This window comes from Nocardioides sp. J9 (genome assembly GCF_007829375.1).
In the GTDB taxonomy this organism is placed as follows: Bacteria; Actinomycetota; Actinomycetes; order Propionibacteriales; family Nocardioidaceae; genus Nocardioides.
Window position 1 is genome coordinate 21241 of record NZ_VLJQ01000068.1, and the last position, 17646, is coordinate 38886.

The following is a 17646-nucleotide window of genomic DNA, read 5'->3' on the forward strand; positions in this document are numbered from 1 at the left end:
GAGCCCGACCGTGCCGGGGACCGCACCACCACCACAACACCAGGAGGAACCGTGAACCGTAGGTCGAGAAGTGTGGGGGTCCTCGCGACCGCCCTGACCGTGACCCTTGCCCTCGCGGGCTGCGGTCGTGACGACGACTCCGGCAGTGGGGGCGCCGGACCGGGCGTGACCGACGACCCGTGCCCCAACGCCGTCGACGACAGCAAGGGCTGCATCTACCTCGGGACCATCACCGACCTCACCGGTGTCTTCAAGGGCGTCGGGGAGCCGTTCACCGCCGGCCAGAAGGCCTTCTGGGACGAGATCAACAAGGCCGGCGGCGTCGGCGACTACGAGGTCGACGTGACCAGGCACGTCAAGGACAGCGGCTACGACCCCGAGAAGCACGCCGAGCTCTTCAACGAGATCAAGGACGACATCCTCGCGGTCAGCCAGTCGCTCGGCACGGCCCACACCAACGCGATCCTCGAGGACGCGACCAACGAGTCCATCCTCATCGGCCCGGCCTCCCTCGGCTCCAACTGGATCTTCGACGACATCTCGATCGAGGTCGGCTCCAGCTACTGCACCGAGGCGATGAACGCCGTCGACTACGCCGCCGACCAGGGCGCCAGGTCGATCGCCGTCGTGCACTTCCCGGGCGACTACGGCGACGACGCGATGGTCGGCGCCCGGATCGCCGCGGAGGAGCGGGGCCTGAAGTTCACCGACGTCCCGACCGGCACCGTGGACGGCGGCGACGACCAGTCGGCGGCCATCGGCGCGGTGCTGAAGGCCAAACCGGACTACGTCATCATCGCCACCGGGCCGAAGGAGATGGCCTCGGTCGTCGGCGGCACCGCGGCGCAGAAGTTCACCGGCAAGTTCATCGGCTCGATCCCGAGCTGGAACGCCGCCGTCCTCGACTCGCCGGCCGGACCGGCGATCCAGGCGCTCTACATGCAGGCCAGCTCGTTCCCGACCTGGGAGGCGGACGTGCCCGGCATGGAGAAGATGCGTGCGGCCGCCGGTGACACCGCACCGAACGACTGGTTCTCGATCGGCTACAGCAGCGGCTACGTGATGAAGGCGATCCTCGAGAAGGCGCTCGAGGACGACAAGCTCGACCGCGAGGGCCTCGTCGACGTCGCCAACAGCCTGACCGGCATCGACAGCGAGGGCACCCTCCCGGAGGGCACCGCGAACTGGGCCGGCGACCCGAACGACGACGCCGTCCGGGTCACCCAGCTCAACAAGGTCGACCCGAAGGCCTCCTCGAAGATCTCGCTCGCCGTCGACCCGTTCACCGGGCCGACCGCCGAGAACTACGAGTTCACCGAGCCCTGCTACCTGATGAAGTGACGATGATGAAGTGACGATGGCGTGACCCGACCGGGCCGGCAGCGCCCGGGAGGAGCAGAGCGGCCCGTCGATCCGTGAGGATGGGCGGGCCGCTCTCGTGCTCCGTGCCTGGTGGCCGGCAGCTGGTGGCCGGTCGGCTGGTGGCCGGTCGGCTGGTGGCCGTGCTCAGGAGCCGGCGACGTCCAGGACGACCTCGAACTCCAGCAGGTCCGCACCGGTGGCGACCGGCTTGCGCGGGGCCTCGCCCGGCTGCTCGGCGTGCGCCGCCCGGCCCTGGCCGTCGCGCCACGCGGCGAACGACTCCTCGTCGGCCCAGTGCGTCACCACGAAGTAGCGGTCCTCCCCGGCGGTGGGGCGCAGCAGCTGGAACCCGAGGAACCCGGGGGAGCCCTGGACCGAGTCGGCCCGGGCGGCGAACCTCTTCTCGAGCTCGGGGCCGGCGCCCTCGGGGACCTTGATGGCGTTGATCTTCACGACGGACATGCGGCGAGCCTAGTGGCGCCGCGGGCACCCGGCCGCGGGATCAGGCCTTGGCCACACCGCCCCAGTTCGCCAGCTTGGTCGCGATCGCGTGCAGGTCCGCCGGCTCGCGGGTGCCGGGCGCGAACGGCGCGAAGAACCACACGTGGAAGTGGCCGCGGTGCGCGCCGTACCGACTCACGTCGACGTACGACGTCTCCGGCAGGTTCTCGATGATGCGGGTCAGCCGGTTCGAGATCCGGCCGAACTGGGAGGCGAGCTCGTCGTCGAGCTGGCCGACCCGGGTGTGCTCGCGGGTCTGCAGCAGCAGCGACGCCGCCATCTCGGCCGGCCCGTCGGTGTAGGAGAGGATCCAGCTCTCGTCCTCCCAGACGATGCGCTCCGGGGCGACCCCGGCGCACTCGGGGCACTCGGCCCCGATCTCCGCGCGCTTGGCGCCGACGATCCTCGCCCAGACTTCCTCAGCGGTCTCCGTCATGGCGACACTGTGCCACCCGCCCCCGGTCCGCCGGGCAGCGACCCCCGGAAGTCGGGCCTGCCGCTCCGCCCGCCGGATCCCCCGGGGCGACACCCCCGGTGCGGGAGGTCAATAGGCTGTCGTCCGTGACGCTCGCGAACATCCCGCCCGCCCCGGAGCTCCCCGGCGCCCGCCACCTGCACTCCGGCAAGGTCCGCGACCTCTACGAGGTCACCGAGGGCGAGCACGCCGGCAAGCTGCTGATGGTCGCCAGCGACCGGCTCTCCATCTTCGACTTCGTGCTCGAGACGACGATCCCGGACAAGGGCGAGATCCTCACCCGGATGTCGCTGTGGTGGTTCCAGCAGCTCGCGGACCTGGTGCCGAACCACGTCGTGTCGACCGACGTCCCCGAGGCGGTGCGTGGTCGTGCGGTGGTCTGCGAGCGGCTCGAGATGTTCCCCGTCGAGTGCGTCGCGCGCGGCTACCTGACCGGCTCCGGCCTGCTCGACTACCGGGCCACCGGCGAGGTCTGCGGGATCGCGCTGCCCGCGGGGCTGGAGGACGGGAGCCGGCTGCCCGAGCCGATCTTCACCCCGGCGACCAAGGCCGAGCTCGGCGACCACGACGAGAACGTGTCGTACGACGCCGTGGTCGGCACCGTCGGCGCGGAGACCGCCGCGGCGCTGCGCGACCTGACGCTGCGGGTCTACGGCCGCGCCGAGGAGCTCGCCCGCGAGCAGGGAATCATCCTGGCCGACACCAAGCTCGAGTTCGGGGTCGGTGCCGGTGTCGCCGACGGGGCGATCGTGCTCGCCGACGAGGTGCTCACCCCCGACTCCTCGCGCTACTGGCCGGCCGACGACTGGGTGCCCGGCCGCGCGCAGCCGTCGTACGACAAGCAGATCGTGCGCAACTGGGCGCTCTCCGCCGACAGTGGCTGGGACAAGGCCTCCGGTGAGGCCCCGCCGCCGCTGCCCCCCGAGGTCGTCGAGCGGACCCGCTCGCGCTACATCGAGGCCTACGAGCGGCTCACGGGCGAGACGTTCTGACGGTCCGGTCGGTCCGGTTGGGCCGGTGCACACCCGCGCGGGCGAGGTGATGTTCGCGCGCACAGTGACCGCAGTCACGGACCGCCAGTAGGTTGGCCCCCATGACGAACCTCGCCGGTTTCCTCGAGAACAGCGCCCAGGCCTACCCCGACCGCACCGCCATCGTCCTCGGCGACACCCGGCTGAGCTACCCGCAGCTCGACGGCGTCGCCAACCAGGTGGCGAACCTGCTGGTGTCGCGGGGCATCCAGCCCGGTGACAAGGTGGCCATCAGCTGCCCCAACCTGCCGTACTTCACGATCGTCTACTACGGCATCCTCAAGGCCGGCGCGACCGTCGTCCCGCTCAACGTGCTGCTGAAGGGCCGCGAGGTCGCCTACCACCTCGGCGACTCCGACGCGAAGGCCTACTTCGCCTTCCAGGGCACGCCGGAGCTGGCGATCGGCGCCGAGGCCCACGCCGGCTTCCAGGAGGCCGCCGGCTGCGAGCACTTCTTCGTCATCACCGCCGACCCCGCTGCGGCCTCGCCGATCGAGGGCACCGAGACCCTCGGCCAGGCGCTCGCCGGGCAGGCGCCCACGTTCGACACCGTCGAGGTCGACGACGACGACACCGCCGTCATCCTCTACACCTCCGGCACCACCGGCCAGCCCAAGGGCGCCGAGCTGCGGCACCGCAACATGCGGGACAACGCGCTCGCCAGCGAGGCCCTGTTCGGTGCGAACGCGGACGACCCGGACACCTACCTGTGCGTGCTGCCTCTCTTCCACTCCTTCGGCCAGACCGTCATCCAGAACGGCGCCCTCGCCTACGGCGGCACGATCGTGATGCTGCCCCGCTTCGAGGCCGCCCCTGCGATCGGCCTGATGCTCAAGGAGTCGGTCAGCTTCTTCGCCGGCGTCCCGACGATGTACTGGGGCCTGCTCAACGCCCTCGACGACTCGGTCGACGTCAAGACCCTCGCCGCCAACCTCCGCGTCGCGGTGGCCGGCGGCGCCGCGCTCCCGGTCGAGGTGCACCACCAGTTCGAGGAGCGCTTCGGCGTCACCATCCTCGAGGGCTACGGCCTCTCGGAGACCTCCCCGGTCGCGAGCTTCTCCCGCCTCGGCGCGGAGGTCCGGGTCGGCTCCATCGGCACCCCTATCCCCGGCGTCGAGATGAAGCTGATCGACCCCGACGGCTGGGACGAGGTCACCGACCCCGACGGCATCGGCGAGATCGCCATCAAGGGCCACAACGTGATGAAGGGCTACTACAAGCGCCCCGACGCCACGGCCGAGGCGATCAACGACGAGGGCTGGTTCCGCTCCGGTGACCTCGCCCGCAAGGACGCCGACGGCTGGTACTACATCGTCGACCGGTCCAAGGACATGATCATCCGCGGCGGCTACAACGTGTACCCCCGCGAGATCGAGGAGGTCCTGCTCACCCACCCGGCGATCTCGCTGGCCGCGGTCATCGGCGTCCCCCACGAGAGCCACGGCGAGGAGATCAAGGCGTTCGTGATCCTCAAGCCCGGCGCGTCCGCGACCCCCGACGAGATCGTGGCCTGGGGCAAGGAGCAGATGGCGGCGTACAAGTACCCGCGCATCGTCGAGGTGGTCGAGGCCCTGCCGATGACCGCCACCGGCAAGATCCTCAAGCGCGAGCTCGGCTGATGGGCCGCGGTGACGCCCGCCCGCCGCTCGAGCGTGCGCTCGAGGCAGCCGGCGGGCTGAAGGCCGGGTCGTGGGAGAGCGTCGCGACCCTGGCCCTCCTGGCGCTCGAGCTCCACGCCGCCGGCCGGCACGACGACGCGCAGCGCCTGCGCCGCCAGGCGTCCGACGCCGCCGACTCCCTGAAGCCCGGCTCCTGGGAGTCGGCGCGCGCCCTCACCTGGCTGGCCCGCGCCGAGCGCGAGCTCGGCTGAGGCGGAGCGGCTCCGCGCCCGAAGCCGCATGTAACACGTGGTTCGCGGCTCTGGGGTGCGCGCGCCGCATGTAACACGTCGTTCGCGGCTCTTGTCGGCGCACGCCGCATGCAACACGTCGTTCGCGGCTCTTGTCGGCGCACGCCGCATGCAACACGTCGTCCGCGGCTGTGGCAGCCCGCTGGCGTATGTTCACGCCCCTCCCAGCGGCCTCTTCCCGCGGTCTCGGGGCTGCCAGGTCGGCGATCAGCGTGTGACACCGGCGGTCGGGCTGCCAGGTCGGCGACCAGCGTGTTACAGGGTCGGCCGGGCTGCCAGGCCCGCGATCAACGTGTTACACCGGCGGTCGGGCGGCCAGGCCAGCGATCACCGTGTGACAACGGGGAGCCACCGGCCGGCCCGGCCGTCGCCCATGCGGCACCTACCCTGCGGGCCCGCGCCGGGCACGAGCCCGGCTGACGGCGGCCGCGGCGCAGGTCGGCGCCAGCAGCAGGCTGGCGACCAGCCAGCCCCTGCCGGTCTGCCGGCCCGCCTCCTCGACGGTCGGCGCGAGTGCCGACGGGTCGACGGTGTCGGCCCCGGCGAGGAAGCGCGGCGCCGCCAGCGGACCGGCCGCCGCGGGCTCGCTCCAAGCGACCGCCCGGCCGTCCGCGCACCGCTGGGTCGTGGGCAGCAGCACCTGCTCGCCGGCCGCGGCGGCCAGCCGGGCGGTGAGCAGCGCCGGCTCGTCGGTCGGTACGGCGGCGGGCCCGGTCACCGGTCGCCACGTCACCTCGCCGCCGGCGACCTCGTGCGTCCAGCCGTCGGGGTCGCCGACCGCCACCACGGCGGCACCCGCAGGCAGGGAGACCCTCACCGCGTCGGTCGGTCCCGCGCACGCGTCGACCAGCTGCAGGGACACGTCGGCGGTGCCGTCCCCGCGGCCGACGGCCTGGGTGACGCTCGGCCGCCCGGGCCCGGGATCGTCGACCGCAGCGGCCCCAGCGGGACCGGACGACAGCAGCACGACCGCGGCGGCGATCGTCCCGGCGACCGGGACGACCCGTGCCCGGTGGGTGGCTCGGCGGCTCACTGGACCTCGATCCTTCCGATGGCGACGGGCTCCTCGAAGCGGCTCAGCGGGACGGCCAGGGTGACCTCCCAGGTCCCGGCCACCGGCAGGTCGGCGGTCGCCTCCCACGTGCCGGACGCCGACGGCGTGACCGGTCGGCGCAGCGGCCCGACCTCGCGCTCGGGCTGGAGCAACGTGAGCGTGGGTGGACCGTCGAGCTCGACCGGCCGGCCGTTGGGGTCGGTGACGCGGAGCCGGACGCCGTTGACGCCCGGGCGCCCGGGCGCGAGCGTGACGTCCGCGCTCAGCCCGTCGCCCACGTCCACCGTGACGGTGCGCTCGGCCGCGGGTGGCGGCGGTTCGGTCGCCGACCGGGCAGGCGGCGTGAGATTGACCAGCACCCCGGTGGCCGCGACGACGGCGACCAGCACCCCGGCCTCGCAACGGACGACGGTCCGCAGCCGCCCCTCGGCGCCGGCCGGGTCCTCGCGCGGTCCCGTGCCCAGACGGGGGAGCAGCCGGTAGCGGTTCCAGCCCGCGAGCGCGACGACCGGCAGCACCAGGGCCACCTTCAGCAGCACGGTGCGGCCGTAGCCCGTGTCCCAGAGCCCGCTCACGGAGTGCGCGACCTGCCAGTAGAGCACCAACCCGGCCGCGACCAGGCCCAGCACGCTGACCGCGGCCGCCCCGGAGAACCGGGCGACCAGCACGGCCCGGGCCGCGGGCCGTAGCCCGGTGCCGGGCGCGAGCGCGAGGCCGAGCGCGACCAGGCCGCCCCACCACAGCGCCGCCGCGCCGAGGTGGACGAGGTCGGCGCCGAGCACCACCGCGGCAGGGCCGGAGCTGCGGGTGTGCCCGACCAGCACCATCGCGGCCAGGGCGGTCGCCGCCGACGCCGCCGCCAGCACGTCGAGGCCGCGCCGCAGCGCCACCACGGTGACCAGCACGCCGACCACCACGACCGCCGCGGTCGTCGCCGACGCACCGCGGACCGCCTCCGACCAGGTGTCGGCCGACCACCACGCGGCGAGCGGCTCGCCCCGCGTGCGCAGGGCGGACAGCGGCGCCAGCAGGGTGCTGCCGAGGGCAGCCAGCACCGCGAACCCTCCAGCGGTCCGGTGCCACCGACGCACCAGCACCGCGTCGCGTCGGACCGCCACCGGGGCCAGCAGCGTGGCGACGCCGACGAGCCCGGCCAGGCCGAGCAGGCCGGCGTACTGCACCCCCGTCGCGATTGCCTGGGCGAGCCGCACGTCGTGCTGCTCGGTGACCACGGGGACGGCGGGGGCGTGCGCTGACGGTGCGCCGACCGCGAAGGTCCACGCGCCGGCGACGGGGTGGGAGTCGCTGGAGGTGACCCGCCAGGTGACGACGTGGGTGCCGTCCGGCAGCGCCTCCTCGAGGCTGATCGACAGCACCCGGTCGCGGACCGAGAAGTCGCTGGCGACCTCCGCGCCGTCGGGGCCGAGGACCTGGTTGCCCGCGGCCGCGAGGGTGACGGGCTCGTTGAAGGTGACGCTCAGCTCGTTCGGTGCCTCCGGCACCACCTCGTTGTCGGCGGGGTAGGTCCCGACCGGGCGGGCGTGGGCCTGGGCAGGGGAGGGCGAGCCGACCACCAGCAACGCCGCGACGGCGAGCAGCACCAGGGCTGCCCACCGTCGTGGCGTGCGGGGTGCGGCCGCCCGTACGGGCGTCCGCACGGCCGGCTCAGCGGCGGGAGCGGGCGAGGGCGGCACAGCCGGCGAGCAGACCTGCGGCGCCGAGGCCGAGACCGGTCCACGCCAGGCCGTCGCCCGAGGCCGACGCTTCGGCCGTCGCGACGGCGTGCTCATCGGCCTCGCCGAGCGCGTCCTCGGCCTCCGCGCCGCCGTGGTGGCCCTCGCCGGTCGCGTCGGTCAGGGTGAACGCAGGCGCGGGGTACTCCGGCTCGTCGGCGCCCTCGGCGGCGACCTGGACCCACGCGTTCTCGCCCCTGGTGCACTCCTGCACCACCGGGAGCACGAGCTGCTCGCCGACCGCGTCGGGAAGGGCGAGCTGGAGCTCGAACGTCTCGCGGTAGCCGTCGGCGAGCGGCTCCTCGGCGGCGAAGACGACGGCGGCGACACGCTCGGTGTAGTGGCCGCCGTGGCCGTCGTCGACCGGCTCGTCCAGCTCCTCCATCACCTTCTCCACGCTCCAGCCGGCCTTGACCGTCGGGGTCACGGAGATGACGCCGTCGGGCACCTGGAAGGTCATCGACGTGGTCGGGGCCTCGCCGCACCCGTGGCCGACCGAGAACGTGAGCACCGAGTAGGCGCCCGCGCTGGTGGTGGACGGGTTCACGGTCACGTGGGCCCCGGCGGAGGGGGCGCAGAGCAGCACGGCGGCGGCCGCGGCGGGGACGACGGCGGCACGGGCCAGGCGCGAGCGGACGGACAGGGCAGGGGAGGTCGAGACGTCGGACATGGGGGTCTCCTGAGGAAGGACGGGCGGGTACGGCGGTGCTGCGGGTCCTCAGGGAGCCGGGGGACCGCGCCGTACGACGACGTGGTCGAGCAGCGGGGCTGCGGTGCACCGTGCCGGGGCGGCGACGGGCAGGGGAGCGGTGGCGGGCAGGGCGGCGGACCGGAGCACGCGGACGGCCAGGCTGACGACCGCCCACCACTCCCACCACAACCGCTCACCGTGCGCGAGGCCGGCGGCGACCAGCGCCAGGCCGGCGAGGTGCGCGGCGAGCATCGGTGCCGGCGGCAGGTGCGCGTCGTGGCCGTGGAGGTAGCCGGCGAGCAGGTGGACGGCGAGCTGCGGAGCAGCGAGCAGCAGCACGACGACCGTCGCGGTGAGCCGACGACCGGCGAGGACCCCGGCGACCAGGACGGTCGCCACGCCGACGGGGAGCACGGCGAGGAGGGGCGCTTGCCCACCGGCCGTACCGTGCGCAGCGACCGCGCCGAGCGTCGCCCAGCAGCCCACGGCAAGGGCGCGGGCCCCGCGGGCGAGGGACGAGGTCGGTGCGATCACGGCGCCGATGCTCGCACCGAAAAGCCGCGTCCCCCGGGCCGCTTACAGGATGTTTACACGCCGTTGCGCGACCGTCCTGGTCCCCGCGTGGAGTCCCAGTCGGTGTCTCAATCAAGGTCGTCGGACCTTTACTGTCGAGGCGTCACCAGAAACACGCACGTCCCGGAACGACGGCACCGGCGAAACGCGCGACCGAGAAGTTGATGGCCCTGGCAACACGAGAGGTCATCCGCATGTCGCACAACTCCGCCGTCCGTCCGTCCGCCCCCGCCGCGTCCCGTCGGCGCCGCGCCGCCGCCCGCCTCGGGATGTCGTCGCTCGCCGCCGCCACGATCGCCGGCACCGCCTTCACCTGCCTCCCGGCAGCGCAGGCGGACCACGACGGCCACGGCACCGGCCGCATCCACGGGATCGTGCTGGAGACGGGCCGGATCATCGCGCCCGGTATCGACGTCTCGCTCTACAAGGCAGACGGCGAGTTCGTCCACGCCACCGTCACCGACAGCTCCGAGGGCGCCTTCGCCTTCGAGGGGCTCGAGCCCGGCGCCTACGTGCTCTGGTACGAGAACCAGAACCAGGCCGTCACCGAGTGGTGGCAGAACCAGCCCGACCAGGCGTCCGCCACCCCCATCCAGCTCAGCGAGGGCCAGTCCTTCCAGGCCGACGCCTACCTGACCGACGTCAGCGAGAACCTGGTCCCGCCGACGATCACCGGTACGGCGACCGTGGGCTCGACCCTCACCGCCAGCCGCGGGCAGTGGTTCCCGACGGTCAACGTCAACTTCTCCTACCAGTGGCTCCGCGGCAACCAGCCGATCAGCGGCGCCACGGCCGAGACCTACAAGGTCACCGCCGCCGACGCCGGCCAGACCATCTCGGTGCGGGTCATCGCCGAGGTGCAGGGCGGCACGGAGTCGGCGACGAGCCTGCCGACCGCCACCGTCCCCGGCGGCCAGCCGCCCGTCACCGCCGTCGTCGGGACGGCCGCCCCCACGATCAGCGGTCCGAAGGTCGAGGGCTCGGTGCTCACCGCGACCACCGGCGCCTGGACCCCGAGCGACGTCACCGTCAGCTACCAGTGGCTGCGCGGCGGGCAGCCGATCACCGGCGCGACCGGCCCGGCCTACACGACGACGTCCGCCGACGTGGGCCAGTCGCTGACCGTCAGGACGACGGCCTCGAAGGCCGGCCTCGCGGCGGCCACCCAGGCCTCGGCGGCGCACGGGCCGATCACCGCGGCCCCCGTCGTCGTGACCCCGCCGACCAGCGTGACCGCACCGAAGGTGTCGGGCACCGCCCGCGTCGGCGGCACGCTCTCCGCCTCGACCGGCGCCTGGGGTGGCAGCCAGGGCACCTACGGCTACCAGTGGACGAAGGGCGGCAAGCCGATCGCCGGCGCGACCGGCCCGAAGCTGAAGCTCGCCCCCGCGCACGCCGGTGCGTCGATCGCGGTCGTCGTCACGGCCACCAACGCGGCCGGCACCACGAGCAAGGCCTCGTCGGCGGTGAAGGTCGCCAAGGCGCCCACCACCCTCACGGTGAAGGCCACCGGCGGCGCGAAGCAGGTCAAGGTCGCGGTCAAGACCGCCGGTGCCGGCAAGCGCAGCGGCAAGGTCAAGGTCACCGTCAAGGTCGGCAAGAAGACGGTCGTGAAGAACACGACCCTGGTGGCGGGGGCCCGCACGCTCACGGTCAAGGGGCTGCCCAGGGGCACGGCCAAGGTGACCGTCGCCTACCTCGGCGACAGCTCGAGCGCCGCCGCCACCAAGAAGGTCACCACCAAGGTGCGCTGACCGCCGGCGACCCGATCGCCGCCCACGATCCGCGACGACCGACCCCCTACGGCCGTCGCGCCCCGGCTCGGGCCGGGAGGGCGGTGGCGTCGTCCCGCCACCGCCCACCCACCTCACGGCAGAACAAGGAGATCATGTGAACGCGACACTGAGCGTGCCCTGGAGGTCACGCAAGCTCGCCGCCGTTGCCGCGGTCGCTCTCGGCCTGTCCTGTGCCACGACGGCGTACGTCGTCAGCCAGGACGACGTCGCCGGCACCGAGCCCGGCATGAGCAGCGACTTCGAGGTCGTCGGCAACGGCGACCTGCCCACCAAGAAGCCCGCGCTCGGCGCCGACCGGGCCCCGCTGTCGGCCGAGGAGACCGGCTACGCCATCTCGATCGCGTCGAAGGACGCCAGCATCCCCGCCGGCGCCACCGACGTCCGCGGCGAGTCCGGCCCCGAGTTCCTCTACGCCGACCTCCCCGAGGTGGGTGCCGAGACCTCCGGTCGCAAGGTGGTCGTCGCGCTGTACGACTACACGACCGACACGTCGTTCGACATGCTCGTCGACCTCGAGGCCGGCAAGGTCGTGAAGTCGACCAAGTCGGTCAAGGCGCAGCCGCCCACGTCGGCCGACGAGGCGGACGTCGCGATGCAGATCGCGATCGACTCCACCAAGGACCTCCTGTTCAAGTCCGAGTTCGAGGACAACATGGGCGTCCCGCTCATCGCCCCTGACCAGGTCGAGTACGTCGCCGGGTCGTGGGTGTTCAACAAGACCACCTCGAAGGGTCAGGAGTGCGGCGAGGACCGCTGCGCCCAGCTGATGGTGTCCACGGCTGCCGGTACCTACCTGAACACGTGGGACTTCGTCGTGAACCTGTCCACCAAGTCGATCGTGAAGACCCAGTGATGAAGAAGGGAGTCGGGATGCGCAAGAAGTCCCTGGCGCGGCTCACCGCCGCCCTCGCCGCCCCCGCGCTGCTGACCGGTGGTGTGGTCGCCCAGGTCGCCACCGCCAGCCCCGCGCAGGCGGCTGACAGCCCGCTCGCGTGTGACGCAAGCCTGATCGAGAAGAAGCTGGAGAACGGCGCCGAGTGGCGCATGTGCGCCCGCATCCACCCGGTCAAGGGCCTCATCCTCGAGCAGATCGAGTTCAAGCCCGCCACCGGCGACTACGAGTACTCCGGCTTCAAGCGGATCATCGACCAGCTGAACATCGCCCAGCTGAACGTGCCGTACGACACCGGCCACGTGCAGTACGACGACATCACGTCGTACGGCTTCGGCAAGCAGTACCTGCAGGAGCAGGGCCCGGAGGTCTGCAAGGGCGAGGCGCTGCCCGTCGAGCAGTCCTTCACCTACAGCGGTCGCCTCGTCGAGCGCACCATCCCGGGCATCTGCGTCCAGGAGGACTCGACGGGCATCATGACCCACGCCCAGGAGACCCAGATCGGCGGCGGCACGCTCTACGTCGACCACGGCACGGGCCTCGCGGTCTCCTCGATCTCGAAGATCTCCTGGTACGAGTACCAGCAGCGCGTGGTCTTCGACGACCACGGCCAGATCGAGGTCGGGCTCGGCGCCACCGGTGACATCGCGCCGGCGTGGGCCTCCACCAACCCGAACTCGTTCTTCCACAACAACGAGAAGACCGGCTGGCCGCTGTCCGGCCCGTCGCAGGTCACGTCCGGCGGCAGCACCCAGACGATCCAGTCCTACGCCGCGTCGCACTGGCACAACGCGATCTTCAAGGTCGACTTCGGCATCGACAAGGCCGAGCGCCAGGTCGTCGAGCAGTACGACTTCTCCAGCCCCGGCGCTGGCACCCGGGCCCCGATCATCGAGCGCCAGAAGACCGTGATGGACGCGGCCTTCAGCTCGGTGGCCGGTGTCGACCACGACGAGCTGTCGTGGTGGCGGGTCATGAACCCGGCGAGCAAGAACTTCGACGGCCACGCGCGGTCGTACGAGATCGTCAACCAGAACTACGCGAACAAGACGATCCCGTACACCACCCCGCTGGTGTCCTTCACCAACTACCGGGCGTGCGAGGAGTACGCGTCGAACAACCTCAACGCCGGCTGCCCGGGCCAGAACGTCCTCGACTACGTGGCGAACGACAACCACCAGCTGACCGACCCGGTCGCCTGGATCAACGTCGGCTTCCACCACACCGACAAGGACGAGGACCAGTCGCCGATGCCGATCCACTGGCAGAAGTTCCAGCTGGTCCCCCGCGACTTCTTCGCCCAGAAGCCGACCATCAAGGATGCCCGCAAGTGCATCAACGGCCCGTTCTCGTCGGTCAACGCGGTGACCAAGCCGTGCACCCCGGAGAACACCGCGGCGCCGAAGATCACGGACAAGAACGACCCGACCGCGGCGGTCGTCCCGGCCGTCGGCAAGACCCTGACCGTCTCGAACGGCACCTGGCGCAGCGCTGCCCAGTCGCTGACCTACGCCTACACCTGGTTCCGCAACGGTGAGGCCGTGGCGACCGGTCAGGACTACACGCTGACCGAGGCCGACAACAACTCGGTCATCATCGCCAAGGTCACCGCGTCCGCGACGGGCTTCCCGTCCGGCACCGTCGAGACCGCCGCCGTCACCTTCGGCACCCCGCCGGCGACGGAGGACCCGACCGACGAGCCGACCGACGAGCCGACCGACGAGCCCACCGACGAGCCGACCGACGAGCCCGTCGTCGCGGTCTCCTCGACCACGGCCGTCAAGGTCGCCGCGAAGGTGAAGACGGGCAAGGCCTTCCCGGTCACCGTCACCGTCAAGTCGGCCAAGCCGGTCACCGGCAAGGTCACCGTGAAGTTCAACGGCAAGTCCAAGTCGGTCACCCTGGTGAGCGGCAAGGGCACGGTGAAGTTCACCGCCCCGAAGAAGCTCGCGACCTACAACGTGGTCGCCAGCTACGCCGGCACCGACACCGTCAAGAAGTCCTCGAAGACGGTGAAGGTCAAGGTGGTCCGCTGACCTGAACGATCACGGGAGGGGGCGTCGCGGAGCGGCGCCCCCTCCTGGCACCGCGGCCGGCAGCAGCCGGCCGCCGAGGACCTGCCTCGACCCACCAGCCCGACCCACCAGCCCGATCCACCAGCCCGATCCACCAGCCTGATCCCCGGCACGTCCCCGTACGGAAGGGAGAGCCTCATGGCTCGTCCGCGCACCTCGTCTTTCCTCCCCGCCCTGCTCCTCTCCGCGCTGGCCCTCGCCGCGTGCGGGGAGTCCGAGCCGGACAAGGTGGAGATCGGCGGCATGCAGGTGACGGCCGTCGACACGGTGGAGCGCCCCTGGGGGACGGTGAAGGTGTTCCCGAAGATGGAGAAGGCCGAGGAACCCTCGGTCGAGGACGTCACCTTCGCCGCCGACATGATCAGCCACCACGAGCAGGCCATCCGGCTCGGCAGGAACCTGCTCTCCCACGAGGGCCTCGACGACCGCCTCACCGCGACCGCCCGCTTCATCGTCGCCGACCAGGGCAACGAGATCGGCGAGATGTCGGCGTGGCTGACGGCGTGGGAGGCGGACCCGGCCGAGCACGCCGGCGACCACCACTCGATGCCCGGCATGCTCCCTGCGCAGCGGGTGAAGCAGGTCCGGACCCTCCCGCTCGCGGAGAGCCAGGTCGCCTTCCTCGTCGCGATGATCGAGCACCACGAGGGCGCGGTGTCCATGTCCCGCGACTACCTCGCCGTGCAGTCCAACGACTACACCCGCAAGACGGCCCAGCACATCATCGGCGAGCAGGTCACCGAGATCCAGTACATGGAGAACCTCGTGACCGAGCTCTGCGCCGACGGGAAGGTCGCGGCGTGCCCCGCGGACGCCACCGCGCGCTGAGCCCCGCCGGTCGCGACTGCCGTGCCCGCCGCTCCCGCCCCTCCCGGCGGGGGCTGGTGGGGGGCCCCCCCGCCGGCGTGACCGCACTCCTCGTCGCAGGGGTGTTCCTGACCGGGGTGCTGGGGACCGCGTCCGTGGTGTCGGCATCCATGGCGCCGTCGTACGACGTCGGGAGCACGTTGCTGACGACCAGCGTCCGCGCCGGCGAGGTCGAGCGGGGTGACGTCGTCGTCTTCGAGGTCCCCCGTTCGTGGCGCGACGCCGCCGCGGCCTCCGACTTCGACATCGCCGCCGGCCTCATGGTCAAGCGGGTCGTCGGCACCGGCGGCGACCGCGTCGTGTGCTGCGCTCCGGGCGGCCTGCTCGTCGTCAACGGCGAGGTGCTCGACGAGGACTACCTCGCCGCGCCGCCGGACAGCTTCACCAACCCCACCTACGAGGTCGTCGTGCCGCCGGGCCACCTCTGGCTCCTCGGCGACAACCGGCGCCGCTCGTTCGACTCCCGCGCGATGCAGGTCCGCTCGCCGGGCGCCGGCTTCGTCCCGGTGGCCGCCGTCCGGGCGCAGGTGATCGGCGCCTGGTGAGGCTCAGGCCCCGAACGGGTCGGCCTCGGCTGGGTCGTCGACCACGGCGACCGCGAGGTTGCGGACCCGCTGCCCCAGGGCGAAGCCGGCCAGGTCGGGGCTGCGCACGAGGTACTCCTGCTGCACGAGGTGCTTGAGGAGCCGGTAGGCGGTGGCGCGGGGGAGTCCGAGGTTCTCGGCGATCTCCCGGGCGGAGATGCCGGCGCCGCCGCGGGCGACCTCCTCGAGGATCAGGAACGCGCTGTCGAGCGCGCCGCCCTCGCGGCCGCGGAACTGGGTCGCCGGCGCCGAGGCGGCGCGGGTCCGGGTCGTGTCGCTCACTGGCCCAGCAGGTCCGACGCGATGGTCTCGTCGTGGATGCCCATCCGGGCCAGCGCCGGTCGCCGGTGCGACTGCAACCAGCGGTGCCAGAGCACGGCGCCGGCCAGCGCCGCCACGGTCACCGCCGAGGCCAGCCAGGTCCCCTGGCGGAGGTCGTCGACCACCCGCACGGAGGCGACCGTGGCCGTGAGCAGGGCGGCAGCGACCGCCACCGCGACCGGCCGCCAGGTCAGCTCGTCCAGCCGGGCGAGGAAGACCGGCACGGCGAGCGCCACGACGACGTACGCGACGGCCAGGACGAGCACCGCGGACCCGAGCAACCGACCGGTGAACACGCCGATGCGCTCCCCGGCGAGCGCCGAGCACACCGGCGGCAGCAGGGCGAACGGCGCGATCGCGAGCAGTGCGGCGTACGGCGAGCGCCAGGTCCGGTGGGTGCGGCCGAGCGCCGTGGGGAGCAGGCCCTCCCGGGCGAGGGAGAGGACGATGCGGGCCAGCGCGTTGAGCGCGCACAGGGCGAGGGCGAAGTAGCTCAGCGCCAGCAGCGACCCCAGCACCGCCTCGGCGGCGCCGACGTCGACGGCGCTGGGGAACCAGCGCCGCACCGGGCCGGTGAGCGGGCCCTCGGTCACCACGATGCCGTGCATCGCGACGTAGGCGAGCGCGAAGAGTCCGGCCGAGATCGCGACCGTCCCGCCCATGGCCCGCGGGACGCCGAGGAAGGGGCGCCGGGCCTCGGCCGCCAGGCTCGCCGCGACCTCGAGACCGACGGTGATCGACATGATGAAGGACGCGCCGAGCAGCACCCGGAGGGGATCGGCACCGTCGAGGGAGAGCAGGGTGCCGAGGGAGAGCCCGTTGCGGCTCATCGCCACCGCCACCAGGACGAGCAGGGCGAGCACCAGCAGCACCTCCGCGGCGAGCGCGATCCGGGTCGCGACCCCGATCCCGCGCACGGAGGCGGCCACGCACACCGCCGTCACGACGACCGCGAGCAGCGCCTGGGCCGGCACGCTCGGCGTACCCGCACCGGCGCTGGCGCTCGCCTCGGCGGTGTGGCGCACGGTCTGGCTGATCCCGAAGGTGACGAGCGTGCCGTAGCCGAGCAGCAGTGCCGCGGCGACGAGGATGCCTGCGCGCGTGCCGACGGAGCGGGTGACCCAGGTGTACATCGATCCCGACGCGGCCACCCGCTGGCTGAACTGCGAGAAGGTCGACACCAGCAGGAACGCCATCGTGAAGCCGATGACGGCGCTCAGCCACGCCCCGGGCCCCACGACGCGCAGCATCAGGAACGGGCTGATCAGCGCGCTGGCCGTCGGTGCGACGACCGCCACCGAGGTGCCGAGCAGGTCCAGCTGCCCGACGCTGCGCCGCGCCAGGCCGTCGAGGTCGGACGCGGAGCGCACCCCGGGCACCTCCGGCGGCGCGTCGAGGGCCCGGGCCAGGGCGGGCAGTCGGCGCGTCGGTCCACTCACTCCCGCGAGGTTAGGGACGGTTTGTTACCTGGCGGTTTCCCCGGGGCCCGGTGGACACGTGACGGTCGGCACAGCCCCGGTGCGGCCCCGGCCCGTGCCGTGACCAGGTGGTTCGCGGCGCTGGGTGCCCGCGCCGGCTGTAACACGTTGATCGCTGCTCTGGCAGCACCGTGACCGCGCCGAACCCCTGCTGGGTGGGGCGGCCACAGTGGTGGAGGGGCTGCTGGAGCCGCGATCAACGTGTTACAGCGGCGGGTGCGCGGCCAGGTCGGCGATCACCGTGTGACAGCGACGACGCCAGCCGCCGTGCGGCCCCGGCCCGTCCCGAAAGCCCCGCCGAATC

17 protein-coding genes are annotated in these 17646 nt (G+C 72.7%); 9 read left to right on the forward strand and 8 right to left on the reverse strand.

From position 1 onward, the window contains the following. Window positions 1-99 precede the first annotated feature (99 nt). Window positions 100-1341 carry an ABC transporter substrate-binding protein gene (locus tag L615_RS23250; protein ID WP_186449820.1) on the forward strand — a complete coding sequence of 414 codons (1242 nt, stop codon included), beginning with the start codon at window positions 100-102 and terminating at the stop codon, window positions 1339-1341. A gap of 165 nt (window positions 1342-1506) precedes the next feature. Here the strand turns inward: L615_RS23250 and L615_RS10360 are convergent, their stop codons facing one another. Then, window positions 1507-1824 carry an antibiotic biosynthesis monooxygenase gene (locus L615_RS10360; protein WP_028655331.1) on the reverse strand — a complete coding sequence of 106 codons (318 nt, stop codon included), beginning with the start codon at window positions 1822-1824 and terminating at the stop codon, window positions 1507-1509. A 40-nt stretch (window positions 1825-1864) separates the two neighbouring features. After that, entirely contained in the window at window positions 1865-2299 is a 435-nt protein-coding gene (locus L615_RS10365; protein ID WP_028655332.1) for a hypothetical protein, read from the reverse strand. Between the two features lie 125 nt (window positions 2300-2424). Between L615_RS10365 and L615_RS10370 the strand changes: the two genes are divergently transcribed. From L615_RS10370 to L615_RS10380, 3 genes are all read left to right on the forward strand, one after another. Then, window positions 2425-3330: a phosphoribosylaminoimidazolesuccinocarboxamide synthase gene (locus tag L615_RS10370; RefSeq protein ID WP_028655333.1), complete on the forward strand. Its 906-nt coding sequence runs from the start codon at window positions 2425-2427 to the stop codon at window positions 3328-3330. Window positions 3331-3431: 101 nt separating this feature from the next. Beyond that, the gene (locus L615_RS10375) at window positions 3432-4988 is read left to right on the forward strand and encodes a long-chain fatty acid--CoA ligase (RefSeq protein WP_145725013.1); all 1557 of its coding nucleotides are present in this window, start codon (window positions 3432-3434) and stop codon (window positions 4986-4988) included. Continuing rightward, window positions 4988-5239 (forward strand): hypothetical protein, encoded by a 252-nt coding sequence (locus tag L615_RS10380; protein WP_028655335.1) that lies wholly within the window; start codon window positions 4988-4990, stop codon window positions 5237-5239. Before L615_RS10375 ends, L615_RS10380 begins: the two co-directional genes overlap by 1 nt. Before the next feature lie 421 nt (window positions 5240-5660). On the opposite strand, the gene L615_RS10385 is transcribed toward L615_RS10380, so the two are convergent. Genes L615_RS10385 through L615_RS10400 form a run of 4 tightly spaced genes read right to left on the reverse strand, consistent with a single transcriptional unit; the run spans window position 5661 to window position 9290 of the window. Beyond that, on the reverse strand, window positions 5661-6311 hold the full coding sequence (locus L615_RS10385) for a hypothetical protein (RefSeq protein WP_028655336.1): 651 nt from the start codon (window positions 6309-6311) through the stop codon (window positions 5661-5663). After that, window positions 6308-7990 (reverse strand): FixH family protein, encoded by a 1683-nt coding sequence (locus L615_RS10390; RefSeq protein WP_186449821.1) that lies wholly within the window; start codon window positions 7988-7990, stop codon window positions 6308-6310. Before L615_RS10390 ends, L615_RS10385 begins: the two co-directional genes overlap by 4 nt. 7 nt (window positions 7991-7997) lie before the next feature. Further along, window positions 7998-8735, reverse strand: coding sequence for a YcnI family protein (locus tag L615_RS10395; RefSeq protein ID WP_145725015.1), 738 nt, complete (start codon window positions 8733-8735; stop codon window positions 7998-8000). 48 nt (window positions 8736-8783) lie between these two features. Further along, a complete protein-coding gene (locus L615_RS10400) occupies window positions 8784-9290 on the reverse strand; it encodes a hypothetical protein (protein WP_145725016.1) in 507 nt (168 codons plus the stop codon). A gap of 233 nt (window positions 9291-9523) precedes the next feature. Between L615_RS10400 and L615_RS10405 the strand changes: the two genes are divergently transcribed. The 5 genes from L615_RS10405 (at window position 9524) to lepB (ending at window position 15504) form a co-directional block, all read left to right on the forward strand. Further along, window positions 9524-11083 (forward strand): hypothetical protein, encoded by a 1560-nt coding sequence (locus L615_RS10405; protein ID WP_145725017.1) that lies wholly within the window; start codon window positions 9524-9526, stop codon window positions 11081-11083. Window positions 11084-11219: 136 nt separating this feature from the next. Beyond that, a complete protein-coding gene (locus L615_RS10410) occupies window positions 11220-11978 on the forward strand; it encodes a hypothetical protein (RefSeq protein WP_028655339.1) in 759 nt (252 codons plus the stop codon). Continuing rightward, complete coding sequence (locus L615_RS10415; RefSeq protein ID WP_145725018.1) at window positions 11978-14053, forward strand: hypothetical protein; 2076 nt, start codon at window positions 11978-11980, stop codon at window positions 14051-14053. Before L615_RS10410 ends, L615_RS10415 begins: the two co-directional genes overlap by 1 nt. A gap of 177 nt (window positions 14054-14230) precedes the next feature. After that, window positions 14231-14920 carry a DUF305 domain-containing protein gene (locus L615_RS10420; protein ID WP_145725019.1) on the forward strand — a complete coding sequence of 230 codons (690 nt, stop codon included), beginning with the start codon at window positions 14231-14233 and terminating at the stop codon, window positions 14918-14920. A 77-nt stretch (window positions 14921-14997) separates the two neighbouring features. Next, the gene (lepB, locus tag L615_RS23255; RefSeq protein WP_186449822.1) at window positions 14998-15504 is read left to right on the forward strand and encodes a signal peptidase I; all 507 of its coding nucleotides are present in this window, start codon (window positions 14998-15000) and stop codon (window positions 15502-15504) included. 3 nt (window positions 15505-15507) lie between these two features. Here lepB and L615_RS10430 read toward each other — a convergent pair whose 3' ends face one another. Beyond that, a complete protein-coding gene (locus L615_RS10430) occupies window positions 15508-15825 on the reverse strand; it encodes a helix-turn-helix domain-containing protein (RefSeq protein ID WP_145725021.1) in 318 nt (105 codons plus the stop codon). Then, a complete protein-coding gene (locus L615_RS10435; protein WP_145725022.1) occupies window positions 15822-17303 on the reverse strand; it encodes an APC family permease in 1482 nt (493 codons plus the stop codon). Before L615_RS10435 ends, L615_RS10430 begins: the two co-directional genes overlap by 4 nt. Window positions 17304-17646 lie beyond the last annotated feature (343 nt).